At 68.3% G+C, this 14,211-nt stretch carries 14 protein-coding genes; 5 read left to right on the forward strand and 9 right to left on the reverse strand.

Going from position 1 to position 14,211, the window contains the following annotated elements; all coding sequences use genetic code 11:
* Positions 1-102: 102 nt before the first annotated feature.
* From Q9R13_RS00575 to Q9R13_RS00590, 4 genes are all read right to left on the reverse strand, one after another.
* Positions 103-3,459: an ATP-binding protein gene (locus Q9R13_RS00575; protein ID WP_310963090.1), complete on the reverse strand. Its 3,357-nt coding sequence runs from the start codon at positions 3,457-3,459 to the stop codon at positions 103-105.
* Between the two features lie 46 nt (positions 3,460-3,505).
* A complete protein-coding gene (locus Q9R13_RS00580) occupies positions 3,506-5,815 on the reverse strand; it encodes a molybdopterin-dependent oxidoreductase (RefSeq protein WP_310963091.1) in 2,310 nt (769 codons plus the stop codon).
* Between the two features lie 311 nt (positions 5,816-6,126).
* On the reverse strand, positions 6,127-6,789 hold the full coding sequence (locus tag Q9R13_RS00585) for a class I SAM-dependent methyltransferase (RefSeq protein WP_310963092.1): 663 nt from the start codon (positions 6,787-6,789) through the stop codon (positions 6,127-6,129).
* Positions 6,786-7,742: an NAD(P)/FAD-dependent oxidoreductase gene (locus Q9R13_RS00590; RefSeq protein ID WP_310963093.1), complete on the reverse strand. Its 957-nt coding sequence runs from the start codon at positions 7,740-7,742 to the stop codon at positions 6,786-6,788. Before Q9R13_RS00590 ends, Q9R13_RS00585 begins: the two co-directional genes overlap by 4 nt.
* A 107-nt stretch (positions 7,743-7,849) precedes the next feature.
* Here Q9R13_RS00590 and Q9R13_RS00595 point away from each other — a divergent pair, with 107 nt between their 5' ends.
* Positions 7,850-8,446 carry a helix-turn-helix domain-containing protein gene (locus Q9R13_RS00595; RefSeq protein WP_310963094.1) on the forward strand — a complete coding sequence of 199 codons (597 nt, stop codon included), beginning with the start codon at positions 7,850-7,852 and terminating at the stop codon, positions 8,444-8,446.
* A gap of 200 nt (positions 8,447-8,646) precedes the next feature.
* On the opposite strand, the gene Q9R13_RS00600 is transcribed toward Q9R13_RS00595, so the two are convergent.
* Positions 8,647-9,084, reverse strand: a complete 438-nt coding sequence (locus Q9R13_RS00600) for a MarR family winged helix-turn-helix transcriptional regulator (RefSeq protein ID WP_310963095.1) — start codon at positions 9,082-9,084, stop codon at positions 8,647-8,649.
* 109 nt (positions 9,085-9,193) lie between these two features.
* Between Q9R13_RS00600 and Q9R13_RS00605 the strand changes: the two genes are divergently transcribed.
* Together Q9R13_RS00605 and Q9R13_RS00610 are read left to right on the forward strand one after the other, a co-directional pair.
* The gene (locus Q9R13_RS00605) at positions 9,194-9,463 is read left to right on the forward strand and encodes a hypothetical protein (RefSeq protein WP_310961346.1); all 270 of its coding nucleotides are present in this window, start codon (positions 9,194-9,196) and stop codon (positions 9,461-9,463) included.
* Positions 9,463-9,753: a hypothetical protein gene (locus Q9R13_RS00610; RefSeq protein WP_310963096.1), complete on the forward strand. Its 291-nt coding sequence runs from the start codon at positions 9,463-9,465 to the stop codon at positions 9,751-9,753. The genes Q9R13_RS00605 and Q9R13_RS00610 overlap by 1 nt, the downstream gene beginning before the upstream one ends.
* A 93-nt stretch (positions 9,754-9,846) precedes the next feature.
* Here the strand turns inward: Q9R13_RS00610 and Q9R13_RS00615 are convergent, their stop codons facing one another.
* The 3 genes from Q9R13_RS00615 to glnA all read right to left on the reverse strand — a co-directional run bounded on the left by Q9R13_RS00615 (position 9,847) and on the right by glnA (position 12,071).
* A complete protein-coding gene (locus Q9R13_RS00615; protein WP_310963097.1) occupies positions 9,847-10,263 on the reverse strand; it encodes a hypothetical protein in 417 nt (138 codons plus the stop codon).
* Positions 10,260-10,493, reverse strand: a complete 234-nt coding sequence (locus tag Q9R13_RS00620; protein WP_310963098.1) for a ribbon-helix-helix domain-containing protein — start codon at positions 10,491-10,493, stop codon at positions 10,260-10,262. The genes Q9R13_RS00615 and Q9R13_RS00620 overlap by 4 nt, the downstream gene beginning before the upstream one ends.
* 159 nt (positions 10,494-10,652) lie before the next feature.
* Positions 10,653-12,071: a type I glutamate--ammonia ligase gene (glnA, locus tag Q9R13_RS00625; RefSeq protein WP_310963099.1), complete on the reverse strand. Its 1,419-nt coding sequence runs from the start codon at positions 12,069-12,071 to the stop codon at positions 10,653-10,655.
* Between the two features lie 177 nt (positions 12,072-12,248).
* On the opposite strand from glnA, the gene Q9R13_RS00630 reads away from it, so the two are divergent.
* Positions 12,249-12,650 carry an RDD family protein gene (locus Q9R13_RS00630; protein ID WP_310963100.1) on the forward strand — a complete coding sequence of 134 codons (402 nt, stop codon included), beginning with the start codon at positions 12,249-12,251 and terminating at the stop codon, positions 12,648-12,650.
* A gap of 55 nt (positions 12,651-12,705) precedes the next feature.
* Positions 12,706-13,500 carry an LppX_LprAFG lipoprotein gene (locus Q9R13_RS00635; protein ID WP_310963101.1) on the forward strand — a complete coding sequence of 265 codons (795 nt, stop codon included), beginning with the start codon at positions 12,706-12,708 and terminating at the stop codon, positions 13,498-13,500.
* A gap of 19 nt (positions 13,501-13,519) precedes the next feature.
* Here the strand turns inward: Q9R13_RS00635 and Q9R13_RS00640 are convergent, their stop codons facing one another.
* Positions 13,520-14,209: a DUF4191 domain-containing protein gene (locus tag Q9R13_RS00640; RefSeq protein ID WP_310963102.1), complete on the reverse strand. Its 690-nt coding sequence runs from the start codon at positions 14,207-14,209 to the stop codon at positions 13,520-13,522.
* Positions 14,210-14,211: the final 2 nt, after the last annotated feature.

A 14,211-nucleotide genomic window follows, 5' to 3' on the forward strand; every position in this document is an offset into this window, starting at 1 on the left:
TTCCTGCGCTGGATGATCCGCTCTCGTGACCGTCTCCCTTCATTCCTTTCGCAGTTTGCAACTCCGCACGGTTCGCCGCCGAGTCCGCCGCATCGGGGAAGGTCAGCCGGGTTCCTCGCGTAGCGCCTCGAACTTGGCGGTGAAGCGGTCCAGGCCGGCCGCGGCCGTCCGTTCGATCGCGTCACCGATCACGACCTCCGCCCGAGCATGGTGTTCTGCGTCGGGGCTGCGCAACAGGCTGAGGGCGCGGTACCACGCGATCGGGTTGCGGATCGGGTGGAGACCGCGCTCGTCCAGCAGCGCGTCGGCGCGACCGAACAGCTCGTCGGCCTCGCCATACCTGCCCTGGGCGCCCACCGCGGCCGCCAACATCGCAGAGATCGGGCCGTTGGTGAAGATGTCGACGTTGGCCCACAGGTCTTGGTGGGGGCGGAGCACCGCTTCGACGGCACGACCCAGCTCGACGTCGTCGATCACCAGCGCCACGTAGCCGAGATAGGACTGAGAGAGCAGCGTGAAGTCGTCGACCGGGAACGCGTCCGGCCGACGCAGGCCGAAGGTGTCGACGATCTCCAGGGCCTCGGCGATCCGGCCGGCCATGCAGAGCAGGGTCGCGTGCAGGCATCGCCAGGCCGCTGCTTCGCCGTACCGGTCTGCGAACTCGCCGGCGGCGTCCGCCAGGTCCTCGGCTGTGCCCCTGGCGTACTGGATCGCCAGGGTGTTGGCGGCCCACCACTGCTCGGCGTCCACCATGCCGATCTCGGTGGCCAGCGTGAGGAAGCGGTCGTTGAGGGAGGCCGCCTCGTCGAGCTCCCCGTCGTAGAGGTGGTACTGCACCCAGTTCGCCATGGAGGCGGTCAAGGCAGCCGGCGGACAGTCGGTCCGGGCCAGCTCGAGCCCCTCGGCGGTGTAGCGGCGCGCGCTCGCGATGTCGCCGACGCCGAGGTACGCCGCGTTCGCGAACACCCGGGTCATCACCGCGAGGAAGGGGTCGCCAACCTGGTCCGCGAGTCGGACTGCCTCGGCCATCAACGGGGGAGCACCCGCCGCTCGGTCGGGGACCAGCTGGGTCCGGGCGGCGCGAAGCAGGACGTCGCTGAGCACTGCTGGGTCACCCAGCTGCCGTGCGATCTCGATCGACCTGTCGGCCAAGGCCAGCCGACGCTCGACGGGCACCGTGTGGTCGTAGGTGGTCTCTTCGGCGAGGGTGGCGCCGAGGAGGGCGGCCTCGGCGTTGCGTTCATCGCCGTACGAGGCCAGCACCGCCTCAAGTGCTTCGACGCGCTCGGCGTCGACGTCGTTGATGACGCTGCTGGTGCCTCGGAAGTTCGCGAGCGCGGCACGCGCGGCGAGGTCGCGGCGGCCGAGCTCGAGCGCCTCACGGGTGGTGTCGAGCAGGGTCTGCCGGAACTCAGGGTTGCCGAGGTCGCGTTGAGCCTCGCCCAGGCCGCACGTTGCCTCGGCGCGTCGGTGGGGGTCCGGCGCACCGGCGTCGATCAGCTCGATGGCCTGGCGGTAGAAGCCCTCCGCGCCGGCTATGTCTCGCGAGTCGGAGGCCTGGCCGGCCGCACTGAGCAGGTGTGCCACTGCGGCGCTGCTGTCGCCTCCGATCGGCCCGGCCTCGACCGCGTGATGGGCGAGTGCCACCGCGTCGTCGGGCCGCAGTTTCTCCAACGCGTGCAGAACCGCCTCGTGCAGCCGGCGCCGGCGGGCCGAAGACAGCTCGGCGTACAGCGTCTCCTTGATCATCGCGTGGAAGAACCGGAAGCGATCGCGGCCGGCCTCCTCGATCACCCGGGACCGACAGGCATCGTCGAGCGCATCGAGGATGGTGTTGTCGTCGATGTCGCTGACCTGGGCGACCAGCTCCAGGTCGAAGTCGCGTCCGATCACTGCTGCGACGGACAGCAGCCGGTTGGCCTCCTCCGAGAGCCGGCCCAGCCGCCTGCCGATCACGTCCCGGACTCCCTCGGGCACGTCGATCTGCCCGGGGTCGGTGACCTGCCAGCGCCCGTCGACGAGGCTGACCGTCGCCGTCTCCACGAAATGGCGCAGCACCTCGCCCACGAACAACGGATTGCCCTCGGTCTCGTCGAACGCCAGCCGGGCCAGCCGGAGACCGTCGTCGTCCAGCTCGTGTCCTGCGACGGACTGCACCAGCGCGACGGACTCCTCGAGGGAGAGCCCGCGCAGGTCCATGCGCTCCACCCCCGGCAGCCGGCGCAGGTCCGCCAGCACCGACGTCAGCGGGTGCGCCCGGTCGAGCTCGGTGTCCCGGTAGGTCGCGACCACGAAAAGTCGCGCCGCGTCGTCCCCTGCGGCCGCGCGCAGCAGGTGTGCCAGCAGCAACAGCGTGGACCTCGTCGCCCAGTGGATGTCATCGACCACCAGGACCAGCCCGTCGGGACGGGAGGCCTCGAGGAGCCAGGAGGTGACCGCCTCGAAGAGGCGATACTCCTCGGTCCGGGGATCCGAGGCGACCGCCGGTGGCAGGTCGGCCACCCGCGCGGACAACTCCGGGCACAACCGCACGAGCTCGCCTGGGAGCCGCCCCAGTCGTGGCTCGGGGTGGTGGCTGCTGTAGAAGTCGAGGGCCTCGACGAAGGGCTGGAACGGGACTCCGAGCTCCTCGTCGCAACATCCGTAGAGCACGGGTACGCCTCGCGCGTGAGCGTGTCGCGCGAGCTCGCTCGCGGTGCGTGTCTTGCCGATCCCCGGCTCGCCGGACAGCAGGGCGGCGGCCACGTTCGCTCTCCTCTCGAGGACCGACTGCAGCATCGCGGTCATCGAGCCGGTGAGGGCACCGCGGCCGACGTACGTCGCTGCGACACCACTCGCGAGGAGGCCGGGGAAGGGGAGGAGAGCACCGGTGGCGAGCTCGTCGGCGGGAAGCGGGTCCCATCGCACCTGGCAGGAGGAGAGTGGCTCGGGCAGGCCCTTCAAGGAGAGCTCGCCGACCGGCTCGAAGACGAAGCTGCCGCGCCCGCGGGACAGCGCCCGCACGAGATCGGCGACCAGGATCTGCCCGGGCTGCGCGGCTCCGCACAGCCGAGATGCTTCGACGACCGGCGTTCCGAGCACGTCCCCGGCCTCGAATGAGACGTCGCCCACAGAGAGGCCGACGCGCAGCCGTACCGCATCTTCGCCGTCGGCCACAGTGAGCCTGTCCGTCGATTCGCGTGCGGCGAGCTCGGCGTGCTGCTGGATCTTGACCGCCGCGCCGACGGCGTCGACCGCGGAGTCGAAGACCGCGAGAACGCCGTCGCCCAGGCCCTTGACGACTTGGCCGTGCTGCTCGCCGACAACGGCCCCGATCTGTGACTCGAGGGCACGGGCGAGCGCATCGGCGCGCTCCTCACCGAGCCGTGCTCGGAGCGCAGTCGACTCCACGACGTCGACGAATACGACCGACGCCGTCGCTGTTCGGGAAACTGGCCCCTTTCCAGCCGGGGCGCTCACATGGGGATGATAAGGGCGTTTCGCGCGAAAGGACCGGTGAAAGGGCTCAGGAGGTCGTCATCGCGGTGACGCCAGCAGGCAGCTTCTCCAGGCGAGCCGGGACGTACTTGTGCCACGGAGTCCCGACGAACTCGTCGCGGTCTTCCGACGCGGTGAGCTCATTCAGGCGTACGCCGACCCGCTCTCCGCTTCGCGAGGTGACGCCCAGTCCGTTGGGCAGCGACACGTGGCCAGCGCGCATGGAGTCGACGATCTCCACGGGCACCTCGGCTGCGCCGCGCCGCGTGCTCACCCGCACCCGGTCGCCGGTCTCCAGCCCGAGCGCCGCCGCGTCGGAGACGGAGAGGCGCAAGGCGCCCTCGGGATCGCGTCGTCGCCAGCTGCCGTCCCGGATGATGGTGTTGGCGGTGAACGCTCGTCGTTCGCCAGCGGAAAGCACGAAGGGATAGTCCCGATCGACCGGGACGGGATCGTCGGTGGTCAGCCCCGCCACGACCTCCAGCAGCTCAGGCACGTCGAGCTGGATGCGATGGCCGCCGAGCCGCTCCCACGAGGCGTCGTACTCGTCATCGGTGATGACGACGCCGTGCTGGCCGGCGAGGATGGCGTCGAAGAGCCGGTCACCCGCCATCAGACCGTCGCCGTACCCTGCCCTGGCGACGCCGGCGGGATTCTCCATCGCGCACATCACCGATGCGCCCCACAGGACCGCGGCGGCAGCCGCCCCGCCGGGCAGGGTCGGGCCGAGGGTGCGGTAGAGCAGCACTGGGGCAAGGCGCGCGAGGCGATGGTCGGTCAGCACGCGCATCATCGCGGTGGCGAACGCCTCGCGGCCCTCGGCGAGTGCTGCGCGCAGTTCCGCATAGTCGGCCTCGCATACCGCCCCGGACAGCTCGCACAGCCGGGCGTGGATCTCGGGCTCAGCCAGCATCCCGGCGGGTGCTTCGACGACCGGGTGCCGCAGGTGGAAGATGTTGCGCGGGAACTCGAAGTCGAAGAACGTCGCCTCGTACTTCTCGAACTGGGTGGGCGCCGGCAGCACGTAGTCGGCCTCGAGCGCGGTTTCCGTCAGCGCGACGTCGATGACCACGAGCAGGTCGAGCGCGCGGAACGCCTCGGTCATCCGCTGGCTGTCGGCCAGTGAGTGGAGCGGGTTGCTGCTCTCCACGATCGCCGCCCGGAAGCGCGCAGGGCGGTCGGTGAGGATCTCATCGGGGATCACGTTGCAGGGCACCAGCCCGCTGATGATCGGCGCGCCGGTGACCGGCGTGCGTGGCGTCTCGTCGAGAGCCTTCCCGCGATCGCGGGCGATCCGGGCCAGCCCGGAGAACACGTACTGGGTGCCAGGCTTGGCGAAGTTGCCGGTGAGCAACCAGACCAGCTTCTCGACGTACGACACGACGGTCGAGTGGCGGTTCATCTGGACGCCGAGGTCCTCGAGCATCGCGACCGAGTCCGCGCTCGCGATACGCCTGGCGGCCGCGCGGACGAGGTCCTCGGGCACGTCGGCGATGGCGCAGTGCGACGCGATCGGAACGTCACGCATGACCGCCGTGACGGCGTCGAGTCCGTCGGCACGCTCGGCGAGCCAGTCGTGATCGATCAGATCCTCCTGAACCAGGACCGCGACCAACGCCGTGACCAGGTGCAGGTCGGTGCCTGGACGAAGCTGCAGGTGGAAGTCGGCCAGCTCGGCGGTCTCGGTGCGGACCGGGTCGATGACGATCATCGAACGGGCCGGATCCTTGCTGATCTCCTTGAGCACCGAGCGGGCGCGGGGGAATCCGTGGGACTGATACGGGTTCTTGCCGAGGAAGACCGCCACCTCGGCGTGCTCGATGTCGGAGCGGTGTGGCCGCCCGAGCATCCGTGCGGACACCCAGAAGTCGCCGGTCTTCTCCTGCGCCAGCGCGCTGGATCGGTAGCGGGCGCCGTACGCAGCCATCGTGGCGGGGGAGTAGGCACCGCCGAGGTGGTTACCCTGCCCGCCACCCCCGTAGTAGAAGATCGACTCGCCGCCGTGCTCGTCCTTGATGGCCGTCAGTCGCTGGGCGATTCCCTCCAACGCCGTGTCCCAGTCGACCTCCTCGAACGTGCCGTCCTCGCGCCGGCGCAGGGGAGACATGAGCCGGTCGTTGCGGCCGTTCTGATAGGCGTCCAGGCGCAGGGCCTTGTTACAGGTGTAGCCCTCGGAGGATGGGTGCAGCTTGTCGCCGCGGATCTTGGTGAAGCCGCCGGTCGCGGGGTCGACCAGGATCTCGATGCCGCAGTTGCACTCGCAGAGGATGCACGCGCTCGCCTTCCACGCTGATGCGTCAAGGTCGGATCCTGCCGCCGGAGGTCGAGTGAGCTCCATGACAGAACGTTAGATGCTCGGGACCCTCCGTGCGTGAAAAAGATCCTGTGCGACTTTGGGGGATCAGATGTCGTAGGTCATGATCGACGTTGCCGTGTGACCTGCGCATACGGCGTTCCAGAGGGCCCGCGGGGTGCACTCGGTACGCATGACGTTGAAAGCTTTCGCGCGGTGACGTGATGGATAGCAGCAGCGGCGCAGCAAGGCTCATCGCGTAGAGGTTGATGAACCACAACAGCCGTGCGTCCTCGACGGGTCGGGTCGTCAGAGTCGCCCGGCTCACCGGCACCGACGCGTGCTGAATGGCTGGGTCAGTGGCGGCGGGTCGCTCGAAGGACGACGTCGTGGAGCGTTGCAGCGCCGCCGCTGTGGGCGCCGGCCAAGGTGCGGTGTGACTCCCGTGCGGTCACGACCTTCCACACGGTCAGGTCGAGGCGTGCCGTGACGCCGGCCGCGGTCACCGACGCTGAAGCAGGAGGATCAGCCCCGTCCGGCCGGTTCCCGTGCCCGCCATCGTGGTTGTGGTGGAGGTGTCCGACGATCAGCAGGGTGCCGCCCGGGGCGACCCAGGAGGCGACACGGTCGTAGAACTCCAGCTGCGGCATCGCAGGGTGCGCGTAGTGGGTGGTGACCAGGTCGTACGTCGCACCCGGTCCCCCACCGGGACAGGTCTGCCTGGACCCAGCGCACCCGATCGGCGACGCCGCTCGCGGTGGCGCGCTCGGCCGCTCGGCCGCTCGGCCTAAGGCTTGCCCCGCGATGTCCGCTCCGGTGACCTGCCAGCCGCGTGACGCGAGCCAGATCGCCTCCACTCCCGCGCCACAGCCGGTATCGAGCGCGGTCCCGGGTTCCAGGTTGTCGACCTCCCGCACCAGGTGGGGGTTGGGCGGGCCCTCGGCCATTGCCATCGGGGCACCGGTTCGGTCGCCCGGCCAGCGCTGGTCCCAATAGTCCTCGTCGAACGAGTGCGTCATCGGTGGGCCCGCTCCCGTCCGACGGCGGCCACGGCCTCGGCGAGGTCTTCCATCACGAGGTCGGCATTGATGTGCTGGGCCGCACGAGCTCCCTCCGCGGCGGCCGCACTGACTTGGGCGGAGAGATCGGAGGCGTTTCCAGCGACCCATACCCCGGGGACGCTGGTCCGCCCGGTGGCGTCGGCCTCGATGAACGAGCCGGCCGGATGTTCGGTCGGTTCGACGCCGATCCCGGCGAAGACGTCGGCACGGGCGACCATTCGCGGCGAAACTACCGCAACGTCGACCTCGATCAGCTGCTCGTCGGCCAGACGCACGCCGGTCACGCGATCGCCGACGACCTCGACCTGCGCGATCGGGCCTTCGATGATCGCGATGTCGAGAGCGTGCAGTCGGGCCCGGTCCTCCGGGGCGGGCGGCTGCTCGCCGGCGAAGAATACGACGTAGGGGCTCCACTGGCGGAACAGCAGGGCCTGGTGGACCGACATCGGCCCGGTGGCCAGCACTCCGACGGAGCGGTCGCGGACTTCCCAGCCGTGGCAGTACGGGCAGTGCAGCACGCCGTGGCCCCACTGCTCCCGGATACCGGGGATGTCGGGCAGTTCGTCGGCCAGGCCGGTAGCGATCAAGAGCCGTCGGGCCTGCAGGGTAGGGCCGTTGCGGAGCGCGACCGCGAACCCACACGTCCCTAGCTGCACGTCGACCACCTCGTCAGCGACGAGATCGCCGCCGTACCCGAGGACTTCCTGGCGACCGCGCGCCAGCAGTTCGCCAGGACTCACCCCGTCCAGCGCCAACAGCCCGTGCACGGCGTCAGCCGGCGCGTTCCGCGGTTCGCCGGCGTCGACGACGGTGACTCGGCGGCGGGCCCGCGCCAGGGTCAGCGCGGCGCTGAGTCCGGCCGCGCCTCCGCCGACGATGACCACGTCCCACACTGGGTCTTGCTCCGCCATGTCAACTCCTTCGATGGGCGAGGGCATCGCTCGACACCCGCTTGCTCAGATGGTGCGCAGGAGGGATCGGATTCGCAAACGTTGTTGCCGAATGGCAAACTGAAGCCATGGACGACTCGCCCGATCGCACCCTCGACGCGTTGGGGCCGCGACTCAAGGAACTCCGCCGGCGTCGCGACATCACTCTCAGTGGCCTCGCCCAGGAGACCGGCATTTCGACCAGCACACTGTCCCGGCTCGAGGCCGGACTGCGGCGTCCGACTCTGGAACAACTGCTGCCCCTGGCCCGCGCGTACGGCGTCACCCTCGACGAGCTTGTCGATGCACCACCCACCGGCAACCCACGCATCAACCTGCGGCCCATCCCGTGCGCCGACGGGTCCACGATCCTGCCCCTCACCCGCCGTCCCGGCGGGATCCAGGCCTACAAGTTCGTCCTCCCCGCCGGGCGAGATGACGCCGAGCCCGACATGCGCACTCACCAGGGATACGACTGGGTCTACGTTCTCAATGGCAGGCTCCGCCTCGTCCTAGGGGAGCACGACCTCATCCTCGAACCCGGCGAGGCTGCCGAGTTCGATACCCGCACCCCGCACTGGTTCGCCGCCACCAGCTCAGGACCTGTGGAGTACCTCAGCCTGATCGGCAAGCACGGCGAACGCGCACATGTCCGGGCTGCTCCCAAATCACGCAGCTCCAGCTAGACGCTGCGAGCGGCCAGATCCGGGCGTTCCGCATGAGATCGTGTAGCGGGACGGCGTGTGCGATCGCCAAGCCACTGGCGTCGGCCGAGTCCTTCGGGCCGCGACGAGAAGCATCTTTGGGAGCACGCGCTGCAACGCGATTGAGTTCATCATCTGGCGCCGCGATGTCGTGGCGGTCGGGGCGGCGCTCGGCGGCACCGTCACCGCGGATGCGGTGTCTTGGGGTGTTCGGGGAAGAGGATCTCGAGGGCGATGCGCACCTCGGCCCAGCGGTCGGCGCCGATCCTGGCGGAGAAGTCGGCCTCCATGGCGGCCATACGCCGGCGGGCTACCGCGAGACCCTCGAGACCGCGCTCGGTGTAGCGGACGACCACACCCCGACCGTCGACCGGGTCCGGTTCGCGGCGGACCACTCCGCGCCGTTCCAGATCATCGACGACCTTGGTGATCGCCTGACGGGTGACTCCCGCGGCGGCAGCCATCTCGCTGGGACGGGCTCCGAGCTCGCCGAGGTTGCGCAGCACGACGTGGTGCCCGGGATTGAGCTCGCTGAAGCCGGCGCGAGTCGCCGCCGCGGCCACCTCGGCGTCGACAGCGGCATGCGCATCGCGCAAGAGGACCTGCAGGCTCTTCGGCATCACACCACGCTACAAATAGTTCACCATGGTTGACAATATTGCCACGCGGGTGGATGCTCAGAAAATCGATCTCGGATGACAGCGGCAACGCCGCGGGAAGTAGTACCCGATGCCTACAGTGCTGGCCTTCCACGAAGTCGAGAACGTCGACCAATGGCTCACCTCGCCCAAGCGGACCGAGCTCTTCGGGAAGTACGACGTCACCCAGATCCGCACCTTCACCGACCCCAACGGCTCCAACCGCGTCGGGCTGATCCTGGAGGTGCCCGACCTCGCAGTGGTGCCGAAGGTCCTCGCGGATGAGGAGATGCCCGCAGCGATGCAGCATGACGGCGTCCGGCCCGAGACACTGCTGATCCTGCAAGAGATCTCGCGCTGATGACCCGCGTGGTCGTCAACCACCTGCGGCTCGCGGCACCGCTGACGGAGTCGGTCATCGGTGCTGCCGGCGAGGTCTGTGAACAGATCCTGGCCGCAGGCGCACGATCCGTCAGCGTCGTGCAAGTCGACGACGGCCACGCGATCCTCGTCCTGAGCTTCCCTGACAAGGAGACCGAGGAGCGGGTCTCCGCCGACATCGGCGGACCCTGGATGCGAGAGCACCTGCTCCCGCTGCTCTCCGGACCGCCCGAGCGCAGTTCAGGGGTGCTGGTCGCCGGTACATCGTAGAGAGGCCGCAGTTTCCTCTCGGTGGCCCTGCTGGCGGCTTGTGATTCTCAGAGGGCCTACCGATGACTGAACGGAGGAAGCCCGATGGACAACTCAAAGCCGAATCCACAGTTGGTCCAGCACGTGTACGACGCCTTCAGCCGAGGCGAGATGGACACCACGGGTGCGACGTAGGCCGACGAGGTCAGCCAACACAAGCCCGGCAGCGGATCGGCCCGCGGAGCGTGCCACAACGGGATCGCCTTGCGGTGATATGAAGTCCCGACTCAGAGCAGTAGGTTCCAAGTACTGCTTGCGGGCTGCCATGGCGTGGATGACCATCTCGCCGCCGCTCTCGAAGATGAGAACGACGGTCTCGAGCAGGCGCGCTTGAGTGCCGAATCCGAGCCGAAGCTCGAGGTGCGGCCAGTCCGCTTCGTCGAGTGGCTCGGCCCAGACCGGCCAGTCGGCTGCCTGGACCGAGTCCTCTGCGAGTACTCCGTGCTTGAGTGCGCTGTCGTGGACCTTCACGCCTCGAAGCTGGCCAGCGCCCTGCGGATCGCCTCGGATCGCGAAATGTGCTCGCGTTCGGCGATGGCGTCGACCGCAGCGAGCTCTTCAGCGGTTAGACGGACGGCCACTACCTGCATCGGTTCGGCGCCACGCCCGGGACGACCGCGTCCGCGGCGCTTCATCTCCTCGACGTCGTAGCCAGCTTCGGCCTCGTCCGCCCACTGCTGGACCTGCTCGTCACTGACCATGCCAATATCGTAAGACGAAAAACGGGTCCCGCGGAAGAAGCCGTCGTGGGAACCGAGTCACGCTCGACAACGCCTCATAAACCAACCGGCCCCTGACTCGAGACCCACCCGCTGGGAATGAATCTTCGCGTCAGAGGCCAGTTCACTGGGCCGTATGGCCTAGATGTCGTAGTAGAGCTCGAACTCGTGAGGGTGCGGGCGCTGCTGCACGGGCAGGATTTCGTTAGTGCGCTTGTAGTCGATCCAGGTCTCGATCAGGTCCGGGGTGAACACGTTTCCGACGGTGAGGAAGTCGTGGTCGGCCTCGAGGGTGTTCAGCACCGCGTCGAGCGAGGTGGGAACCTGGTCGATCTCGGCCATCTCGTCCGGCGGGAGCTCGTAGATGTCCTTGTCCACCGGGTCGGCAGGCTCGATCTTGTTCTGGATGCCGTCCAGGCCGGCGAGCAACAGCGCGGAGAACGCCAGGTAGGGGTTGGCCGACGGGTCGGGACAGCGGAACTCGATCCGCTTCGCCTTCGGGTTCGACCCGGTGATCGGGATCCGGACACAGGCCGAGCGGTTCCGTTGGCTGTAGACCAGCGAGATCGGCGCCTCGAAGCCTGGCACCAGCCGGTGGTAGGAGTTCACCGTCGGGTTGGTGAACGCCAACAGCGACGGGGCGTGCTTGAGGATGCCGCCGATGTAGTAGCGCGCCATGTCGGACAGCCCGGCGTACCCCGTCTCGTCGTAGAACAGCGGCTCGCCGTTGTTCCAGATCGACTGGTGGCAGTGCATCCCGGAGCCGTTGTCGCCGAAGATCGGCTTCGGCATGAACGTCGCGGTCTTGTTGTTGCGCCATGCGACGTTCTTGACGATGTACTTGAACTTCATCACGTCGTCGGCGGCCTTGAGCAGCTCATCGAAGCGGTAGTTGATCTCCGCCTGCCCTGCGGTGCCGACCTCGTGGTGGGCACGCTCGACCTGCAGTCCGGCGCGCTCCAGTTCGACGACCATCTCGTCACGGAGCTCGCCGAAGTGGTCGTACGGCGCCACCGGGAAGTAGCCGCCCTTGTACTTCACCTTGTAGCCGCGGTTGTTCTCCTCCGACCCGGTGTTCCAGGCGCCTGCCTCGGAGTCGATGTGGTAGAAGCCCGCGTTGGTCTTGGTCTCGAAACGCACCGAGTCGAAGACGTAGAACTCGGCCTCGGGGGCGAAGTAGGCCCTGTCGCCGATGCCCGTGCTCGCCAGGTAGGCCATCGCCTTGCGCGCGATGTTGCGAGGGTCGCGCGAGTACGCCTCCCCGGTGATCGGGTCGTGGATGAAGAAGTTCACCACCAGGGTCTTGGCCACCCGGAACGGGTCGATGTACGCCGTCGTCGGGTCGGGGAACAACTGCATGTCCGACTCGTGGATCGCCTGGAAGCCGCGGATCGAGGAGCCGTCGAAGCCGAGGCCTTCGTCGAAGACCGACTGGCCGAAGGACGAGACTGGCACCGTGAAGTGCTGCATGACGCCGGGCAGGTCGCAGAAGCGCACGTCGACCATCTCGACGCCCTCGTCCTTGATGTACTTCAGCAGCTCTTCGCTGTTGTTGAACATTCGTCCTCCTTGGCCCGCGATGAGCGGGCCGCACAGTGGTCCGGGCGACACCATGGGGGCGCCGCGTTGATCCGAAAGGTACGCATGGGCGGTTAATCGACCGTATCCGCTTTGTTTCGGGCGTGTAACACCTGCCCACCTGACGGTCAGCGTGCTCCCGCGGATAGGGTCGGCGCGATGTCTGGACCCTCCGCCCCTCCGCCCGCGCCCGCCGGCCTCGAGCTGGCTTCGTGGGGGCGTCGGATCGGCGCCGTGCTGATCGACGGCGTGGCGAGCGCGCTGGTGGCCCTCGCGATCCTCGGTCCCGAGGGATACAGCCGGAGCTCGTTCGCCCCCCTGATCGTGTTCTTCATCGAGACCGGAGTCGGCACTGCCATCGTCGGGGGGTCCTTCGGCCAGATGCTCACCCGGATCCGGGTGTTGCGCACCGATGGCAAGCCGCTCAGCCTGCTCATGGCCCTGTTGCGTAGCCTGATGGTGTGCCTGGTGATTCCGCCGCTGGTGTTCCGGCCCGACGGACGTGGGCTGCACGACATGGCCACGGGCTCGGCTGCCTACCGGTTGCCGAAGGCCCGCTGATCGACCCGCTGAGCAAGCGTGCCGATCGACCACCGTTGCTGACAGGAGCGAGAACATGAACAGGTCCCGAGCCCTTGCACTGGCCGCCGTCTCCACCACCGCAGTCCTCGGTCTGACCGGGTGCGGCGGCTCCAGCGCGGCCGGCCACAGTACGTCGGCTCCCGTGTCGTCTCCCTCCGGGTCCACGGGCACGACCACGGGGTCCGCCACGGCGGGCCGCCTGACGAAGGCCGACTTCGTGCAGACCGTGTCCTCCGCTGTCGGTGCCCAGAAGACGGCGCACGTAGCGGTCCGGTCCCAGCTGCTCAAGGTCGACGGTGACGTGTCCTATGCGGGCAAGGCCTCGGCGATGGCGATGACCCTCGCGGTGAACGGCCAGAAGGGCGAGGTGCGGATCGTCGACGGCGTGCTCTACATGTCGATGCCCGGGCTCACCCCCGCCGGCAAGTTCGTCAAGCTCACGGCGAGCGACCCCAATATCGGCCCGCTGATCGGGCAGATCCGCAACTTCGGCCCGCAGGGCAATCTCGAGGCGATGTCCAAGGGCCTGCAGAAGGTCCAGTACATCGGCGCCGACACCGTCGACGGCGCCAAGGTCGACCACTACAAGGTCACCGTCGACGCGCGCGCGATGCTCAAGCAGATGGGCACAGCGGTCCCGAAGGCCGCCAAGGACAAGATCCCGCACACGGTCACCTACGACATGTATCTCGACAGCAACCACCTGATGCGACGGATCGTCATCGACCTGATGGGTCAGCAGACCCGGGTGGACGTCACGAACTGGGGCAAGCCGGTGCACATCAGCGCCCCGCCAGCCTCGGACCTGGTGGCCAAGCCCAAGGCCTGACCGGGGGCGCACGCCGCAGTCAGCGACCGCGGAGGTTGCCGCGCATCCCCTTCATCGACGTCGGCACCGGCCCCTTGGGCAGCGGTACGGCGGACCGGTTCGCGTCGAGTGCCTTCAGCCGCTGCAGCACGTCGGTCATCTCTGCGGGCTTGAGGGTGCGCTTCATCTTGGTCATGTGCTTGCCAAGCTTGCGCAGCGGAACCTGACCCTCGCCGTCGCCGACGTACACCTCGTGGATCGCGGTCTCGCTGGCCACCCGCTCGTGCTTGCGTCGCTCGGAGGACATCAGCTGCTTGAGCCGGTTCGGGCTGCCCTCACCGATCAGCACGATGCCCGGAGGGCCGACCAGCCGGGTCACCAGGTCCTGCTGCTTGTTGAAGGCGATCATCGGCTCGATCTTCCAGCCCCGCTTGAGCATGCCCAGCGCAGCGGCAGCGGCGCCGGGCTTGCCCTCGATCTGCGCGAAGGCCGCCTTCTGCGCTCGCCTGCCGAAGACCATCAGGGCGGCCAGGGTGCCGAAGAGGATGCCGAAGACGATCGGGAAGACGATCCCCTGGAGCACGAAGAACAGCACTGCGAAGGCGATCACACCGACGACGGCGAAGGTGCCGAGGAGGATCCAGCCCAGGTTGGGGTCGGACTGCTTGGTCAGTCGGTAGGTCTGGATGATCTGGGCCGCGCGGCCCTGCTTCGACTTGTCTCGTGCCATGG

This window comes from Nocardioides marmorisolisilvae (genome assembly GCF_031656915.1).
Classification (GTDB): Bacteria; Actinomycetota; Actinomycetes; order Propionibacteriales; family Nocardioidaceae; genus Marmoricola; species Marmoricola terrisoli.

Bases quoted from the DNA above. Each gene is read 5' to 3' on its own strand.
- Q9R13_RS00580 (WP_310963091.1), bottom strand. From the start codon at position 5,815: ATGGAGCTCACTCGACCTCCGGCGGCAGGATCCGACCTTGACGCATCA.
- Q9R13_RS00585 (WP_310963092.1), bottom strand. From the start codon at position 6,789: ATGACGCACTCGTTCGACGAGGACTATTGGGACCAGCGCTGGCCGGGC.
- Q9R13_RS00590 (WP_310963093.1), bottom strand. From the start codon at position 7,742: ATGGCGGAGCAAGACCCAGTGTGGGACGTGGTCATCGTCGGCGGAGGC.
- Q9R13_RS00595 (WP_310963094.1), top strand. From the start codon at position 7,850: ATGGACGACTCGCCCGATCGCACCCTCGACGCGTTGGGGCCGCGACTC.
- Q9R13_RS00600 (WP_310963095.1), bottom strand. From the start codon at position 9,084: ATGCCGAAGAGCCTGCAGGTCCTCTTGCGCGATGCGCATGCCGCTGTC.
- Q9R13_RS00605 (WP_310961346.1), top strand. From the start codon at position 9,194: ATGCCTACAGTGCTGGCCTTCCACGAAGTCGAGAACGTCGACCAATGG.
- Q9R13_RS00610 (WP_310963096.1), top strand. From the start codon at position 9,463: ATGACCCGCGTGGTCGTCAACCACCTGCGGCTCGCGGCACCGCTGACG.
- Q9R13_RS00620 (WP_310963098.1), bottom strand. From the start codon at position 10,493: ATGGTCAGTGACGAGCAGGTCCAGCAGTGGGCGGACGAGGCCGAAGCT.
- glnA (WP_310963099.1), bottom strand. From the start codon at position 12,071: ATGTTCAACAACAGCGAAGAGCTGCTGAAGTACATCAAGGACGAGGGC.
- Q9R13_RS00630 (WP_310963100.1), top strand. From the start codon at position 12,249: ATGTCTGGACCCTCCGCCCCTCCGCCCGCGCCCGCCGGCCTCGAGCTG.
- Q9R13_RS00635 (WP_310963101.1), top strand. From the start codon at position 12,706: ATGAACAGGTCCCGAGCCCTTGCACTGGCCGCCGTCTCCACCACCGCA.
- Q9R13_RS00640 (WP_310963102.1), bottom strand. From the start codon at position 14,209: ATGGCACGAGACAAGTCGAAGCAGGGCCGCGCGGCCCAGATCATCCAG.